Source organism: Arcticibacter tournemirensis (assembly GCF_006716645.1).
Lineage (GTDB): Bacteria > Bacteroidota > Bacteroidia > Sphingobacteriales > Sphingobacteriaceae > Arcticibacter > Arcticibacter tournemirensis.
The window spans coordinates 2,797,429-2,812,520 of record NZ_VFPL01000001.1; the positions used below are offsets into that span (position 1 = coordinate 2,797,429).

A 15,092-nucleotide genomic window follows, 5' to 3' on the forward strand; every position below is an offset into this window, starting at 1 on the left:
TGTCCGGTTTCCCTTTCAGATAAGCCGACGGATGATAGGCCATTTTGAACACTAGCCTAATACCCTGCCATGGGTATATTTACTATGCTGCCTTTACGTGCGCACGCTTCACATTGTCCAGCTCAAACACAATGAACCGTTCATTCAGCATATCCAGGTTTTCCCGCGCGTTCAGGAGATAATCGAACTCACCGCCTTTATAGTAGGGTGAAAGGACATAGAGGAACCCTTCAACATTAAAATCCCGGTCCTGAACCTTGCTTTCTGTCAGGATCGCCCGGTAGTGCTTTTGCAGAAATTCATAATAGCTATTAAAGCAGGGAAATATTTCCGGGTTGCTGTCAAGATAGTCGTAGTAAAGCGTCAGGGAATTCGAAATGGCCACATATTCGCTGCGTGAGTAGGCCTCATCTTCTTTTTTCCAAAGCGCCACCAGAAGCGTTTTCAAACTTTCCTTCTTTTCGGTATCCAGCACATCGCCGGAAGACAGGTAGAAAGGGTTAAAACGAATCGGATTTTCTTCGGTATAGATAAAGTAATATCCATTTAACAGATCACAAAGCCCCTTGTAACTTCCTCCGATATCGATCACCACGCAATGGGTGCCCTGTTCGTAAAGCGTGCGAAGCATGTGGTTCATGAGCATTGACTTTCCGCCGCCGCTGCCCCCGCAAACAAAGAGGTTACGATTGGTGATCAGCCCGGATTTCATCGGCCCATCAAATAAATCAACTTTTACAGGTCTGCCCGAGAGCCGTTCCCCGAGCCGGATACCCTCATGATCAGACCGATAGTTGCCATCGGTATTTAAAAAGCATGCAGCTTGTTCCAGGAACGTATCAAAGGTGTCGTTCATTGGAAAGTCGGCCCCATTTCCCGGAACGCCGGCAAACCAGATCTGCGCAGCACCGTCGGTTTCAAGCTTCGCCGTCGCGTCAAGCCTGGCTATAGCGGCTCCTGTCATAGTTCGCACTTCCTGTAACAGTTCCGGTCTGTCCGTCCAGGCAAGGACATTAAAGTGAGCCTTTACGGGAAGCCGTTGCTGAGCAATTGCTTCATTAAGGTAATCGGACACCGCATCCCGTGCAATGGCATTTTCCCTTGAATAGGCAGACAAGGACTGCAACCGTAACCTTTTACGTTCAAGTTCTTTCAGCGTCTTTTGACCATCCGCAATGAAAATGTATTGACTGTAAATGTGGTTACAAGGAAGCAATAGCCCCAGAGAGGACGCAAACCCGGTGCTAAACCTGGTCTGATCTGTGCTGTAGGGTTCATAAGTCATCCGGCTTGCGCAGAGGGACGGGAGATCTTCCACGTCAGCCAGCGTAAACAGCTGACACTGCTGATCGCCGATCCGTAAGTTGTTTTTCACGTGAACATCCTTCAGCATTGGCAGTTGATCCTTGCCGGTCAGCAGCATATATTGCTCGATGATGCCTGCCTGTTCCTTTGTTCCGGCAAGCTCATCATCGGTTAACCTCCTGAGATGAATGAAGCCGCTGTCGGAAATAACGCGGGAGAAGCGTGCTGCGCTGTCCAGGAAATCATTAAAAAGTGCCTCGCTGATCATCTGTTGCGGCACAATCGACTTTCGAAGAATATTGCTGTAGGCAGAGCCGGACAGTTTTCTTCCTTCCGGTTTTTTCGTAAGAAAGATATAGCAGCAGTGATCGTAATAGGGGCGACCCTCGAAGTACCGGTTTGCAGAAGCCTCCAGCAAACTGATATTTTTGCGCTGATTCCTGCCTGTATACCGCCTTTCTGTAAACCAGTCCTGTTTACAGAAGACACTATGAGCCGGAAGTACCCGGACCGCTTTTACCAGCGTTTGATGAATCGCCTCATAATCCTGGGAAGAACGGGTAAAGATCTCCGGGAGGATCGCTTCATAAGTAATAGTGATGTCTCCCTGAGCGGACAGGATGGCATTATGCTCTACTTTAGAGAGCGGCAGAATTTTCTCTAAGGGCATCATGGCGTGATCCTATCTTTTAACCGGGTGAATACTTTTCTTGATCTGATGCAGAGATAGTCCGGCAGACTGCGTTTCGCCAGGTACTTTCCCAGGCCATGTTCACCGAAGCGGCGGTTAAGCCGGAAGACTCCGGAGACAAGACCGGCCCCGCCTCCGAAAATCAGAGGCAGGATAATATAGAGGCTAAGCCCGGAAATGTAAAGAAGGGCGAAGACTATCAGCAGAAAAACCAGTCCGCCGGCCAGCCAGCCGATATACTGCCCGCGCAACCCCCGGAACTCAATAGGCTTGCCAATCCCTTTGTTGATCTGATATACGGTAGCCATAACTTAAATGCCGAAGAAGGATTTGAGAACTGTGGCTACTACGACCAGAAAGATACAGGAGCCGAACCAGGCGGCTGCAACCTTGTTGGTGTCCGGCTCTCCCGCATTCCATTTGTTAAATACTTTCACGGCACCGATGATACCCACGACCGCACCGATGGCGTACATCAGATCGCAGCCTGTGTCGAAATAGCCTTTAACTTTATTGGTTGCTTCGGCTATACCGGCATTGCCGTCCTGGGCGAATGAACTCAGGGAAAAGAAGCAATTTGTCAGCAGCGCCGAGGCGAATAGTAAGGTGTTCAATAGTGTCTGTTTCTTAGACGAAAGGGTGTTGTGATTTTTCATGATGTGGATTTTTTGATATGATGATGGATTGTATGATGTGCAAGACTTATCTCTCAGCTATTCCCAAAGGGCGTCTAACTCTTCCTCAGACAGAGGAAACGGCAAGTTTTCGAGAATGTAGGCATTGAGCTGCGCCAGATGAGGTGAGTGCTTTATGCCAGGGTATTTTGATTTGATCAAACTGAATAGAGAGAAGAAATCCTCCTTCGTGCCGCTTTCATTTTGCAGAATATTGAAGAGGGTCTTCATTTCATCGAGGACATCCGGAATAAGTCCAAGGCGGTCATTGTTCTCTGGTTCAGCCTCAGTTTCTTCCCGCTTCGGCGCAAATGAAATTTGTGACATGGAGAGTTCCTCTACGCCTTCCGGAAGTGAGGGTTTTCCGATTAAATTATTATCCTGATCATCGCCCGGCTCTTCGTCTATTTCCTCCCGAGGGTCATACGAAGACTGAATCCGTGGTCTTGATGGAAGGGACTTCCTTTTGATTGTGTCATTCAGCCTTTTGCGGTAGAGCAGAATAACGATAATTGCGTACCAAATCAGAGAAAGTACAAGTGCAGCGATCAGGAACTGCTGCCAGGTGAATTGCTGTAACATAAACCTTTGCTTTTACCCGGAGCCCCATTGCGCCGGGATAACAAAAGCAAAGGTTGAAAGAGTGGGAGTGGAGGTTTGACAAGGTATTGGGTAGTGGTTAAAAATATGATTAGCCCTCTTTACATATTTCATTTGTATGTAGCTTTATAGCAATGAAAATGATTGTAATTCCGAGGTATAAAGATTTGTTTGACGGTCCTATACCCAATCTTGACGACCTATTGCAGGGGATTCCTTCAGAACTTATTCTAGAACTATTGTCTCTTATTCAAGCCAAAGTGTATTTAGGCCGCTCCGATATCGACCAAATGGAGGTACTGAATCTCTTTTTATCCCGGCAGCCAGCCCAAATTCAAACGAAGATAATAAGGGGGATCTTCGTCGCTGAAAACCCTGAAAAGCACAGATGGGCTCCACTATTCGAGATGAATTACATATTAGACTTTATGCACTATATATTAGTGAACTTTAGAGAAGGACCCTCCGACTTCCTGGATACAAATGCGGATCAGGAATTATATCTACTTCAAGCTTATGTTATTTTCATTGAAAATAGGAACAATTATGATAATAAGCTTTTTGAAAGAGAGGAAACTACCGCTGAAGACTTCTTTTATAAAAAGACATGGCCAATGTTATCAGGCCAATTTGGGGCAAACATCCGCTCCAATCCATTTACGTCGATGATTCGTGGTGTTTGTTTGCTGAACTTTCTTCTCTATGACTCCGAATACAAGGAACTAACAGCTTCATTTCTATTGGAACGAGGCCATCCAGGTCCTTGGTCTTATATAATGTCGCTATCAAATATCATCATGCAATCCTGGGGTAATGAGGAGCCAGCAACGAGAAAGACGACTAAATTTTCTATTTCAGCTGATTCGGAATTTAAGCAAATGTTTGATTCTTTTGCTCTTGATCCAGCTTTATATAGAAATCAATATAAAGAGACGCATCAGAATTACGAGGGAATTAAAGCCCGGCCTTTATATCGTACAATAAATGGGGATTACATTATTTTGAATTGGAACTTCCTTTCGAATAAATTACATGATAGCCTGATCTTCGACCTACATAAACACTTCGGTCCAAGAGTGGAATCTTTTAAAAAACTTCCTGATTTTAAAAACTATATCTCATCGAAAGTAACGGAACCAGTTTTATTTCGAAGATTAATCTCGACTGTGCTGAAAAACCGAAAATACGACGTGCTCATTTTTGATGAAAGTCAAAAACAAGGAGCGCCTGATGCATATTTTCGAAGATGCAATGATATTTTCCTGTTTGAATTGAAGGATGCCTTTTTCTCAGCCGCTGCAGTCCATCAAACTTATGAGGCGATCAAAATAGAAATAGACAAGAAATATAATCGCCCTAACAAAGGCATCGGACAGCTGATAGCTCATTTAAACAGAATGAGGGTTAGTTCGTTTGAAGAACCTAAGAGGTATAAGCATAACCGAAATCTTGTCATTTATCCAATAATGATATATACAGACCACTTCTTTGGAATGCCAGGTGTAATTAATTACTTACAAAAGGCTTTCAGCGAAAAAATCACGGAGGGAGATCTAAAAAAAGAATTTAAAATAATTAAACCGCTCATTTTTATCGACCTGAAATTTCTGATAAACATAATTGATCTTTGTAACAATTCAAATATTCAGATCAAGGAGCTTTTTGAACTATTTTATAATGAACAGAAACGGGCAAATAGAAAGGAGCAACGTACGCAGACGGTTGAAGATTACTTTTCTTGCTACGATTCTTTTGAAACGGTAATTACAAATAGGTTCTCAAAGGAATTATATAAGAGTAAGGGATTTGTACAAAAACTATTCAATTCTTTAGATCTTACTCACGGACTACCACAATCTGATTGATAAAAGTTCCTGAACAGAGGACTTTGTTATCCTACCTCCCCGGCCTATACTCATCATCATCCTCAATCTTCTTATTGATCGCCCTGCTCATCTCCTCGAGGAACTTGGTTTTACTCAAACGTTTCCGCTGTCGTATCTCCGAAAACCTGCGATAAGGCTTACCCAAATTCACATTAAATACCCTTTCTACTTTTCTCACCAAATCGGCAATAGTCGCTTGCCCGTTATTGATCTGCCCTGTATAATACCAGCCAAAAACATTTTCCAAGAGATTAATCGAATCCCCTGTCCAGTTGATGGCCGGTTCATCACCAGAGAAAGGCCTGAACTCAAGTCCATTAATCGTATTTTCCAGATACCGGGCAATCTGCTCTTTCGCTTTTATCCTGGCGAATATCAAATCAGCGGCAGTAGAAAAACGCTCATCCTGATCAACCGGCCCTTTACACATCCATCTTGGAGCAGTATTACCACGGATGAAGAGCTGATGGTCGAGATAGGTATCGCCTGATCTGAAGTAAGTATAAATCTCCCTGTTCCTGCCAAAGAATTTATCGACTGCAACAAGTTCATGCTCGTAATACGACTTCACATGAGCCAGACTCCCTTCAGGTTTACCCAGCTCTATCCGGTCGACAGACGAATAATAGATAAGCATACTGGTGAAGCGCGGTTTGATTTCCTTAAAGAAATGGATCTCTTCTTCGGGTGAAGTAAATAAATACGCTAATGCACGTTTCTTGAGTTCCATAAGGAAACGGAAAACGGTTTCCGTTTTGGTCTTACGTTGCACAGATGGCTCTATTACTGTACTGTCAATTTCTTCAAGGGCCGAAACAACGCCCTTATAAAGCTCTTCTGAAAACTCTTGTATCATAGGTGGTGGTGAAGGAAATTGATCCTCATTGCAAAGTTCTGTACGACGATGGTTTGAGTCAACCCGCGCATGTGACACGAAGATCAGTAACAAAACTGTACTCACAGGTTACGACAAACAGGCGCCCCGGGTAATATGTGACAAAAAATAGCACAATTTTCTTATTGAATTAACTTTGAGTACATTAGAACGTAAATTGCATCACAAAGTGAGATAATCTAAAACACACTAGCAGATAAAAAAGTATTTTAATCAGGCCTGCACATAGGCTGATCTTTAGTAATTATAAGCTTTAGCGCAATGAATATAACAGACAATCAGGAAGAGCTCCTTAACGCCCGGATATCCCACCTTCCTTTCTCTGAAAGTTTTATTTATCATAGTCAAAACATGGGCTTCACATCTCTTAAGGAAATTACGGATCTCGGCTGGGTAAGGCTTACCCGGCGGGAGGGGTTCACCAATATGTGGTTCGGAGAGTTGTTAACGTTGCTTAAAAAAGAAGGCCTGCTATCCCTGCTATACCGGCAGGAGCAAGATATTTTTGATTGATCAGCCGGGTCATCTCCATCAGAATATCTTTAACCTTTTTAGCGGTCGCCTGTCTTCTGCTGGCAAAGGCATTCCTAAGGCTTCCACGTGAAAAGGTCTTTCTTTCCTCTGTTCCAATATGCAGATGAATGAAATCATAGAGGTCTGCCTTTCTTTTGATAATCACAATGCCTGTTTCAATTAATAAGCGAAACAAGAACAGAAGTTGTTCAAGGGTGATACTAACAGTGAAAAATATCCTGGGCAGAGCGATAGCCTGTGCTGCCGGAGTGTGTAAATCCAATTCCTGCATCTGCTGAATAGATTTAATCTCCTCCGAAAAACTTTTGGCCAGTATTTCCTTCAGAGGTTCAGATGCTGGGTCATATGGCCGACTTCCTGCCGGGTATTGCTGCAATATGCGCAACTGTGCCGCTGCTTCCAGTAATTCCTCCTGATAGCTCTCCGCCTGTTGATACTCACCTTTTACGCTTGAGATATACAGCCATGCAGCATGAGGATGATTGAAGTTTAGTAAGAGGAGCTCTTTATATACCTCTCTTTCGAGATCCGCAACACGCCTGTTTGAGACCGCATTCAAAGCACTAACGAAGTTCTGAATATACTCCAACTGGTAAAAAGTTTCTGTTCTGAACTCAGTCTTTCTTTTCAACGAGTTCATATACGAGTCGAGCAAAATGAACAGCCCTTTGTCTTTTCCTTTCCTGCCAAGCTCAGATAGAAAAGCATCTACATGTCCCGCAATATGATCCCGGCAAAGATCCCTGAATGCAGCAGGAGCAGTAGCATGCTTATTAAAATAGACAGGGTAATGCTCAATCAGATGTACCAGTAGTTTGTTGAGTTCCCGGAGAAGAGTTTCAACAAGTTTCGTGAAGCGGCTGTTACCTGAATTGTCCGGCCCCGTTTCCTGCGGTGCATTGCTATACCAGAAGTCCGAAAGAAGGATCAGCTCTCCTGTTATAAATTCGATGTAAATGGCAGCCCGCGCACGGTCGTCGCCAAAACTAAGTATAGACGATCTGATCGACGTTCGTATGCGGATGCACTCCGTTTCAATGAAGTGGGTATTATGGAAGTTTCCACCGTTCTTTTCTTTTTCCTCAGCCCTTTCATGCATGAAAAGACTTAACTTTTCGAATTCATTGGTAAGAATGTGCTGAACCATAGGTATTCATTTAATCTTTGTTACCTTCCCTTGCGGTGCGTTCAAATGCCCAGTTGATAATCAGACGAACCGCTTTTAAAATCTCCTGCTGTCCTGCCTCAGAGCTGACATTGATCTCACATATCGTACTCTCGTTTTTCTTAGCATGCAGTATCATGTAATAAATCCCGCTCACCAGAAGCGCTGAAATAGCACGCAGATTGATATCGGTATCCTTAAAAACGGTGTCCATCTTTTCGAAAATTACCTGGCCAATGATTTCCCTCACGTTACTGATACTGTTAAGGAGTTTCTCGTGTTCGGTTATTTCCCAAAGAATGATATCCTGCATTGGCTGATGCTGAAGAAAATAAGCAAATTGCCCTTCAAGTAGTGATACGATTACTTCTTTCATCTCCTGCGGATCCGACTTACATTCAATTACGGTATCCATCTTCCTGGAAACATTCATCCAGTAGTCATTCTCCAGGATATACGCCTCTACGAGTTTATCAAAGGTTCCGAAGTAACGGTAGATCAGTTTTTTATTGACGTCTGCTTCTTTGGCAACGGCATTCACCCCTAAATTTTTATATCCTTTTGTCCGAATGACGCCCCCCACTGCGTCAATCAGCCTTCTTTCTGTCAGAGCCCGGTTTTTCGGCCTTGCCGAAATATCCCTGTAACGATTAGGCATATCATAAAGGTTTAGGTCCGGATAAGGCGAGTTTGTCATTTACAACTTCAAATGCACTGATCACCTTATCAATCTGTTCAGCAGTATGCGTTGCCATGATATTCAGGCGGATTCGGGAATCCTTTTTAGCGACAGCCGGATACATGATCGGGTTGGTATAAATACCGGCTTCCAACAGGAGCTTTCCTGCTTCCAGCGTTCGGGCAATATCTCCAATCTTCACCGGTATAATGGCCGATTCTGTTTCTCCGATATTAAGCCCCAGGCTTAACAACCCAGCTTTCAAGCGATCGATATTCCCCCATAACTTTTCCCGCCAGAAGGGCTCCTCATCAATCAGGTCCAAAGCCTTCAGGATTCCCATCGTTGCCGGGGTTGCAGTAGTAGAAAACAGATGCTGGCGCGCCTGAAACTTCAGGAAATTAATAAGTTCTTTATCCGCAACCACATACCCTCCGATATGCCCCAGTGCCTTACTGAACGTTCCGGTGACGATATCTACCTTCCCGTACAGATCATATTTCTCCATCACCCCCCCGCCGGTATCTCCAACCACTCCGGTGCCATGAGCATCATCGACCAAAAGATAAGCACCGTAGTGATGAGCAAGTTCTGTAATACGATCGAGTTTAGCGATATCCCCGTTCTGGCTGTACACGCCATCAACAACGACAAGCTTTGTCCGGTAATGATCCTTGGCATTTTTAAGGACCATTTCCAGCATATCCATGTCATTGTGAAGGAACCGCTTCACATTGGTCAGTTGGCAGCCTTCCATCACACTTGCATGTACTTCCATATCGAGTATGGCGATATCTTCCTTCTTCAGCAAACACTGAAGAGTAGCGCTGTTGGCTGTATAACCGGTAGTATATAAAATGGCGTCTTCCTTTTTGTAAAAATGAGCGATACGATCTTCGAGTTGCTGGTGATAGATGAAGTGTCCTCCTATTGCGGGGGAAGCTCCTGCGCCTGAACCAAACTGAGAGATAGCTTGTATTAATGCTTCTTTTATAGCAGGGTGCTGGGTAAACCCAAGGTAGTCATTCGATACCAGGCAAATACACTTTCGTCGTTTTCCGTTCACTAAAAGTTCCATCTCCGGGCCGCATCCCGTAGTGGAAAGGATCCTGTAGTTTAAATGTCCGTTTTGTTTGAGAAAGTCGAGATAAGTTTGAAAGTAATCTGCCCTTTTGAAAGCGTCGAGATCAGGAATGTTTTCAAAATCTTTGAAAGAAGCAGTAGAAAAGTCAATTTTCATAGCGATAAATTTTAAGTGAGCGACCTTTAAATTAACGATTACTTAAAATTAGGTTCAATTTTTTAGAAAAGTGGAGACATCCATTGCGTTTTTCAACCGATCACGCATTTCATATGATGAAAACCTTCAAGAAAACAGCATTATAGGATGAATTAAAAAAAAGAAGACAGACCAGCGTCATGTAATGTATGCGGATTCAGTTAAGCTGAGCCCGATTTTGATAGTGTATTACGCAAATGATCGTCATGTGCGCATGTTGACCGCCAGATCAGGTATCGATAATTTTACATCAAACGAGTAACATCTATGAGAAATGTACACAACTGCCAGAATGCTGTATTTCAGCGAAAGCTGTAGGATTAGTAACAATGGGAGGACGCAGCCCAGAAAAGGGTACCTCTTCCCGGGGCGCTCACCTAAGAGGCAAATAAAAAATCGAATATCTCATTTAACGTTTTTGGAGCCCTTTTTTAGCAAAAAAAGTTCATCAATATGAAAAAGCTATTTTCTTTTCTGTTTTTCTTTTTGCTCATTTCAGTCGGTGTATTCGCCGCCTTCAAAGTGATCGGTAGTTCTCCTGAAAAATCAAAGGGAGCTGCGACAAACTATCATTATAAGATCAGGAGCGCAGATATCACCGACCTGAGAACAATGAGTAACTGGGAGGTTGGAACCGGTGGTTCCGACTGTGGTGACGGATCGGACGTCCCCTGTGTAATCGCATTTACACCGGGTACTTCAGATCCCGACTTTCAAACCTTCCTGAATAACAGGAACCTTTCAGGCCTGTTAGCTGCTTCTCAATCACAAAAGGAGTCAGATTAATCAGAAAGCCGGTGGAATGGGTGTGAACTCATTCCACCGGTATCTTTTACCTCGGGTTTTGCTTCATACCTGACAGCAGAATGACATCTTCCGGAACAGGAAGGGCAAACCGAAGGTCATCCGGTTTTAATTCATGCTCAACACCATTGATGATTCTTTTCATTCTGATTGCGCGTCCTTCCTCTCTGTTCAGCCTTTTAATGTCCATCCACCGGATCCCCCTCATTACTAATTCTTTTCTTCTTTCATTTAAAATAAAAGAAAGTATCTCCTTATCATTTGCAAATACCGGAAGATGGTAATCTTTTATCCTCATTTTTAAAAGCTTATCCATGTCCTGCAAAGCCTGCTGCGGATTACCGGTGCGGACGAGGCACTCTGCGCGCGTCAAATACATCTCGTCGGCAGAAAGGCCGCTAAACAGAGCGGCGCTTCCTTCGTAACTGCCGCGAAAACCATAGGTGCCATTTCCGTTACTTTTAAAAAACAGGCTTTTCCGGTAATCACCATCCGCATACATACTGTACAAATCAGCGCTTATTTTTGCCCTGCTATTTCCCAGTGGCCTTGGCGGACTTGCCATGCTTTCGAAAATCACCTCATTATTAAATTGTGTAAAAGGATAGGTTTTTGACCCCGGGACCGTTGCATAGTCAATTAAGGTATTCCGTATCCTCAAACAAGAATCAGCATAAAGAGCCGCATCCGTGTACACACGCATTGACAGGAACACTCTCGATAACATCCCGTACGTCGCTGCCCGGGATGCCCGCATGACATGGCCCGGCTGATCTTTCAGCACTAAGGCTGCTGTTTTCAGATCATTAATAATGCGGGCATAGGTCTGTTTCACTGAACTTCTTTCGGACACTTCGTTAAAATTTATGTTAAGCCGAAGTGGGAGACCCTGATCTGTCTCAGATGTTGCCTCATTGTAAGCCGGACAGAAGATGAATGCCAGTTGCGCGAATGCTTTTGCTCTCAGAAACAGGGCCTGCCCCTTAAGATCGTCCCATTCTGTTTGATTTGCCGTTGTTTTTTCAATGTCTTCCAGTCCGGTCAGCACTGAATTGGCGTAATAGACAACAGCATAGCACTGTGACCAGTCGTTTGGCGTTGTATCAAACAGATAATCGGGCAACCAAAGGTACATCCTCTTATGTCCTTCTGTTGTCAGAGCGCTCCAGTCTGCATCCGTCAGATAATAGTCTGTCGCCGAGATTTCTCCTGAGAAAGGGTCGCGGTTATTAATTATTGCATAGTTGTCAATCAGGGCCTGAAGATCTTTCAACCCGGAAGGAACAGCCAGGGTCTTGTCGGGCTTTTCGTCCAGATAATCCTTACAACCAAAAGGAAGCAGGACTACGGCTATATACGGGATAATACGCTTTATTTTTAACATAATCTTATCATAAAAATTCAGAATGACACTTTAATTCCTGCGGAGATACTTAAGGAAGGGGGGATCGTCCCGGCAAAATAATCCGGATCCAGGCCCTGTTTATTGCTCCTCCAGATTATTCCTATATTATTCATATTGAAATACACATTCACCTTCTTAAAGGAAGTTTTCCGGGGCGCGAGATCATAACCGAGGGTAAGGTATTGAAGCCGCACATGGTCCCCTTTCTCTACCAGTACTTCCGAATTGGAATAAAAAGCATCGCGGGAGCTGACGGAAGGATAGACCAGAGAGGGAATGCTGGTAAACTTCTCATCTCCGGGGTTTTGCCACCGGAGACTATAGTCGGAATGTCCTTTTCTGCTGGCGAAAAGTGAGGTATAGTTAATAGAACTGCGCCGGAAATAATAGCCAAACTTACCCGTAAAGCGAATCCCGAGGGTCACCTTCTTCCAACTGAACGTATTTCCTAATGATCCAAACAGCGATGGCATAGCAGGGCCATTGTATTTCAGGTCGTCCGCAAGAACAGAGCTGCCTGTTAATGCTGTGTAATCTTTGCTGATCTCCCCGGCGAAATATCCGAGCGGATCTCCGGTTTGGGGATCTAATCCCGCCCACCGGTATGAAAAAACAGAATATACCGGCTTCCCTTCTATTCCTGCAATCTGGGCCCCTCCGTTCAGAAAATCGCTTCCTTGTCTGGAAGGCAGATAATATTTGGTGACTTTATCCCTGTACACATTGAGGTTCAGATCGGATTCCCAGGAAAATTGCCCGCGAAGGTTTTTTGAACGCAATGAAACATCGGCGCCTTCTGCTATCATAGACGCCACATTCTTTACAATACTCATGTCAGGGATAGCTGTGTAATCCACCGGATAGGTTCCAAACAGGTCAGTACCGTGCTTTTTATAGTATTCAATGCTGCCGCAGAGCACTCTGTCCTGCGTGCTGAAATCCAGTCCTAAATTAAGTGTCGATATTTTCTCCCATTTAAGATCGGGATTGGCATAGGATGAGAAACGGGCATAAGATGACTGGGTATAAGGAGAGGCTGCAACATACTGCATCGTTGTGAGAGCAACCCTGCCCTGATCGGTATTCCCGCTGTAACCGAAGGTTCCCCTGATTTTTAACTCAGGCAGCGCGGAGAAATGATAAAACGGCTCTTTTGAAATATCCCAGGCGAGACCGGTAGACCAAAGTGGTTTCCACAGGTTATTTGTCTCAACCCCAAATAAATTAGAGGCATCGCGGCGCGCGCTGAACGACAGGGTATACTTGCTGTTAAGGGTGTACGCCCCATTGGTGTAGACAGAAACAAAACGGTCCTGTAAATCACTGAATCCGTTATTGTTTGGGATAAAAGACTGGATTCCGGACACCAGTGAGGGGTAAGTCCGGGTATAGTCGGCATAGCCAAAGGAAAGCAGCTGATCATCGTATCCATACGTTCTGTACCGGTCGCCTTCAGTCCGCGCTTTTCTGAGTTCTGCTCCTGCAATGATTGTCAGTTGGTGTTGTTTCCATTGTTTAATGTAATTCAACTGCCCCCTGAGCTGATGGGTTTGCATCAGGACATTTGAAAGGTCGAGGATCGAACCGGGTGGTATGGGATGTATCACTTCTCCGGTTTCTTCATCGATCCGGGTAAAGGAATTGACGAGGTCTCTTGCGAAATAACTTTCAGATCCATAAAGGGTTCGTCCTCCGGTCACCTGTCTTTCATACTGATATTTTAAATCAAGAGAGAGGCTGGTGTTTAACTTTAATGACAGGCCGGCGTTCGCTACGATATCCTGAAGGGTACTTTCAGCTTGAGTTTGCTTGTAATCATCTAAAGGGTAGTAATTCCAGTCTGACAAAAGGCCTCTCCCTGCTGTATCGATATAGCCCTGCCGGTAGTCTTTCATGATTGACAGCGGGTTTCCGGCTGCATCTGCGAAGCGGGCATAGGGATAAAGATTTCCGCTGCTGGTAGCTATTGATCCGTAAGCCGGCCGTCCTCCACCCGTGCGGGTCCGCGTGAAATAGAGATCGGAAGATAAAGTAATAAACCCGGCAGGCCTGGAAGTCCCGGAAGCGTGTGCGTTGATCCTTCCGTAATCAGAATGCAGGGTGCTGATGTTGCGGTCATACCCGGAAGACAACTGCCAGCTATGGTTGTCCGATCCGCCTGATAAATGTAAGGCATACTGCTGGTTCAGGCTCTGCCGGTACATATACCTGCTGAACTCATCCCTTACATCCACCTTCTTTAATTGTTCTATAAGGGAGTCAGCATCTGCAAAGCCGCTGTTTTTCCTTATCAGCAGTTCAACCACCGGAGTAAGGGCCGGATGGTCGCCTGCATTGATCTGACTGTTGTAATACCCCTTTTCATACAGCATCTTCTCTGCATCAATGAAATCGGCCGGGGAAATGTCTTTAAGATAAAACAGGTCAGGTTTGCCTGTTACCGTTACGCTGGCATTTAAAGACACCTGTAAAGGCTGGTTAAATTTCCCCTTCTTCGTAGTAATAACAATTACACCGTTACCCGCCTTTGTTCCCCATATTGATGCCGCCGCCGCATCTTTTAAAATGGTGATATTTTCCACATCGTTGGGGTTAATGTTATTGAGATCGCCTTCGTAAGGAAAGTTGTCCAGTATAATAAGCGGCGATGTCACGCCCTGAATGGTACTCATTCCTCTGATCATGATCCTTTGTGCCCCATTCTGGTCCCGGTAGACAGAATAGGAATTTGTTATCGCTTCCAGACGATCCGGAATGCTGGTGGAAACCTGCTGGTTAAATAAACGCTGATCGATCACTGTAAAAGACCCGGTTGCCCTTTCTTTCGGAATCCGCTGGTAACCGGTCGAAACAGCCACCTCCTGTAATTCGTTTTGAGTCATCTGCAAAACTACCACGATTGGCTTGCTATCGTGCAGCACCCGGACCTGCCTGCTGACATATCCGACAAAAGAGACGGAGATCTCACACGTGTCTGCTGAAAAGGTGAGGGTAAACCGGCCGGTTTTGTCTGTTTTTACGCCTTCGCCGCTATTTATCATCCTGACGGTTGCCCCGGCCAGGGGTATCCCGCCGGGGGATGTTACGGTTCCGCTTATTTTGTGCTGGCCCAACAACGCTCTGCTGCTTATGGTTAAGAGAAAAAGTGCGATATAGAATTTCATCTTGCTTTTTT

At 44.7% G+C, this 15,092-nt stretch carries 13 protein-coding genes; 3 read left to right on the forward strand and 10 right to left on the reverse strand.

Annotation, left to right across the window (positions count from 1 at the left end):
• Positions 1-82 precede the first annotated feature (82 nt).
• The 4 genes from BDE36_RS11750 to BDE36_RS11765 are packed head-to-tail and all read right to left on the reverse strand — an operon-like array spanning position 83 to position 3,252.
• Positions 83-1,978, reverse strand: a complete 1,896-nt coding sequence (locus tag BDE36_RS11750) for a TraG family conjugative transposon ATPase (protein ID WP_141814996.1) — start codon at positions 1,976-1,978, stop codon at positions 83-85.
• Positions 1,975-2,304 (reverse strand): DUF4133 domain-containing protein, encoded by a 330-nt coding sequence (locus BDE36_RS11755; protein WP_141814997.1) that lies wholly within the window; start codon positions 2,302-2,304, stop codon positions 1,975-1,977. Before BDE36_RS11755 ends, BDE36_RS11750 begins: the two co-directional genes overlap by 4 nt.
• A gap of 3 nt (positions 2,305-2,307) precedes the next feature.
• Positions 2,308-2,652, reverse strand: coding sequence for a DUF4134 domain-containing protein (locus BDE36_RS11760; RefSeq protein WP_141814998.1), 345 nt, complete (start codon positions 2,650-2,652; stop codon positions 2,308-2,310).
• A 57-nt stretch (positions 2,653-2,709) separates the two neighbouring features.
• Positions 2,710-3,252, reverse strand: a complete 543-nt coding sequence (locus BDE36_RS11765) for a hypothetical protein (RefSeq protein WP_141814999.1) — start codon at positions 3,250-3,252, stop codon at positions 2,710-2,712.
• A gap of 152 nt (positions 3,253-3,404) precedes the next feature.
• On the opposite strand from BDE36_RS11765, the gene BDE36_RS11770 reads away from it, so the two are divergent.
• Positions 3,405-5,135: a hypothetical protein gene (locus tag BDE36_RS11770; RefSeq protein ID WP_150309380.1), complete on the forward strand. Its 1,731-nt coding sequence runs from the start codon at positions 3,405-3,407 to the stop codon at positions 5,133-5,135.
• Between the two features lie 31 nt (positions 5,136-5,166).
• On the opposite strand, the gene BDE36_RS11775 is transcribed toward BDE36_RS11770, so the two are convergent.
• The gene (locus tag BDE36_RS11775) at positions 5,167-6,012 is read right to left on the reverse strand and encodes an RteC domain-containing protein (RefSeq protein WP_141815001.1); all 846 of its coding nucleotides are present in this window, start codon (positions 6,010-6,012) and stop codon (positions 5,167-5,169) included.
• 300 nt (positions 6,013-6,312) lie between these two features.
• On the opposite strand from BDE36_RS11775, the gene BDE36_RS11780 reads away from it, so the two are divergent.
• Positions 6,313-6,564: a hypothetical protein gene (locus tag BDE36_RS11780; protein WP_141815002.1), complete on the forward strand. Its 252-nt coding sequence runs from the start codon at positions 6,313-6,315 to the stop codon at positions 6,562-6,564.
• On the opposite strand, the gene BDE36_RS11785 is transcribed toward BDE36_RS11780, so the two are convergent.
• From BDE36_RS11785 to BDE36_RS11795, 3 genes are read right to left on the reverse strand one after another with little or no spacing between them, the layout of a single operon-like run.
• A complete protein-coding gene (locus BDE36_RS11785) occupies positions 6,506-7,732 on the reverse strand; it encodes a hypothetical protein (protein ID WP_141815003.1) in 1,227 nt (408 codons plus the stop codon). The two genes, BDE36_RS11780 and BDE36_RS11785, sit on opposite strands and share 59 nt — an antisense overlap.
• Before the next feature lie 10 nt (positions 7,733-7,742).
• Entirely contained in the window at positions 7,743-8,408 is a 666-nt protein-coding gene (locus BDE36_RS11790) for a TetR/AcrR family transcriptional regulator (RefSeq protein ID WP_161987604.1), read from the reverse strand.
• 1 nt (position 8,409) lies between these two features.
• The gene (locus BDE36_RS11795; RefSeq protein ID WP_141815005.1) at positions 8,410-9,669 is read right to left on the reverse strand and encodes an aminotransferase class I/II-fold pyridoxal phosphate-dependent enzyme; all 1,260 of its coding nucleotides are present in this window, start codon (positions 9,667-9,669) and stop codon (positions 8,410-8,412) included.
• A 492-nt stretch (positions 9,670-10,161) separates the two neighbouring features.
• Here BDE36_RS11795 and BDE36_RS11800 point away from each other — a divergent pair, with 492 nt between their 5' ends.
• Positions 10,162-10,494 (forward strand): hypothetical protein, encoded by a 333-nt coding sequence (locus BDE36_RS11800; RefSeq protein WP_141815006.1) that lies wholly within the window; start codon positions 10,162-10,164, stop codon positions 10,492-10,494.
• Between the two features lie 46 nt (positions 10,495-10,540).
• Here BDE36_RS11800 and BDE36_RS11805 read toward each other — a convergent pair whose 3' ends face one another.
• On the reverse strand, positions 10,541-11,896 hold the full coding sequence (locus BDE36_RS11805) for a RagB/SusD family nutrient uptake outer membrane protein (RefSeq protein ID WP_141815007.1): 1,356 nt from the start codon (positions 11,894-11,896) through the stop codon (positions 10,541-10,543).
• Positions 11,897-11,913: 17 nt separating this feature from the next.
• Entirely contained in the window at positions 11,914-15,081 is a 3,168-nt protein-coding gene (locus BDE36_RS11810; RefSeq protein ID WP_141815008.1) for a SusC/RagA family TonB-linked outer membrane protein, read from the reverse strand.
• Positions 15,082-15,092 lie beyond the last annotated feature (11 nt).

What these genes read in the sequence shown, in the direction of transcription:
- BDE36_RS11750 (WP_141814996.1), bottom strand. Translation starts at nt 1,978, where the DNA reads ATGATGCCCTTAGAGAAAATTCTGCCGCTCTCTAAAGTAGAGCATAAT.
- BDE36_RS11755 (WP_141814997.1), bottom strand. Translation starts at nt 2,304, where the DNA reads ATGGCTACCGTATATCAGATCAACAAAGGGATTGGCAAGCCTATTGAG.
- BDE36_RS11760 (WP_141814998.1), bottom strand. Translation starts at nt 2,652, where the DNA reads ATGAAAAATCACAACACCCTTTCGTCTAAGAAACAGACACTATTGAAC.
- BDE36_RS11765 (WP_141814999.1), bottom strand. Translation starts at nt 3,252, where the DNA reads ATGTTACAGCAATTCACCTGGCAGCAGTTCCTGATCGCTGCACTTGTA.
- BDE36_RS11770 (WP_150309380.1), top strand. Translation starts at nt 3,405, where the DNA reads ATGAAAATGATTGTAATTCCGAGGTATAAAGATTTGTTTGACGGTCCT.
- BDE36_RS11775 (WP_141815001.1), bottom strand. Translation starts at nt 6,012, where the DNA reads ATGATACAAGAGTTTTCAGAAGAGCTTTATAAGGGCGTTGTTTCGGCC.
- BDE36_RS11780 (WP_141815002.1), top strand. Translation starts at nt 6,313, where the DNA reads ATGAATATAACAGACAATCAGGAAGAGCTCCTTAACGCCCGGATATCC.
- BDE36_RS11785 (WP_141815003.1), bottom strand. Translation starts at nt 7,732, where the DNA reads ATGGTTCAGCACATTCTTACCAATGAATTCGAAAAGTTAAGTCTTTTC.
- BDE36_RS11790 (WP_161987604.1), bottom strand. Translation starts at nt 8,408, where the DNA reads ATGCCTAATCGTTACAGGGATATTTCGGCAAGGCCGAAAAACCGGGCT.
- BDE36_RS11795 (WP_141815005.1), bottom strand. Translation starts at nt 9,669, where the DNA reads ATGAAAATTGACTTTTCTACTGCTTCTTTCAAAGATTTTGAAAACATT.
- BDE36_RS11800 (WP_141815006.1), top strand. Translation starts at nt 10,162, where the DNA reads ATGAAAAAGCTATTTTCTTTTCTGTTTTTCTTTTTGCTCATTTCAGTC.
- BDE36_RS11805 (WP_141815007.1), bottom strand. Translation starts at nt 11,896, where the DNA reads ATGTTAAAAATAAAGCGTATTATCCCGTATATAGCCGTAGTCCTGCTT.
- BDE36_RS11810 (WP_141815008.1), bottom strand. Translation starts at nt 15,081, where the DNA reads ATGAAATTCTATATCGCACTTTTTCTCTTAACCATAAGCAGCAGAGCG.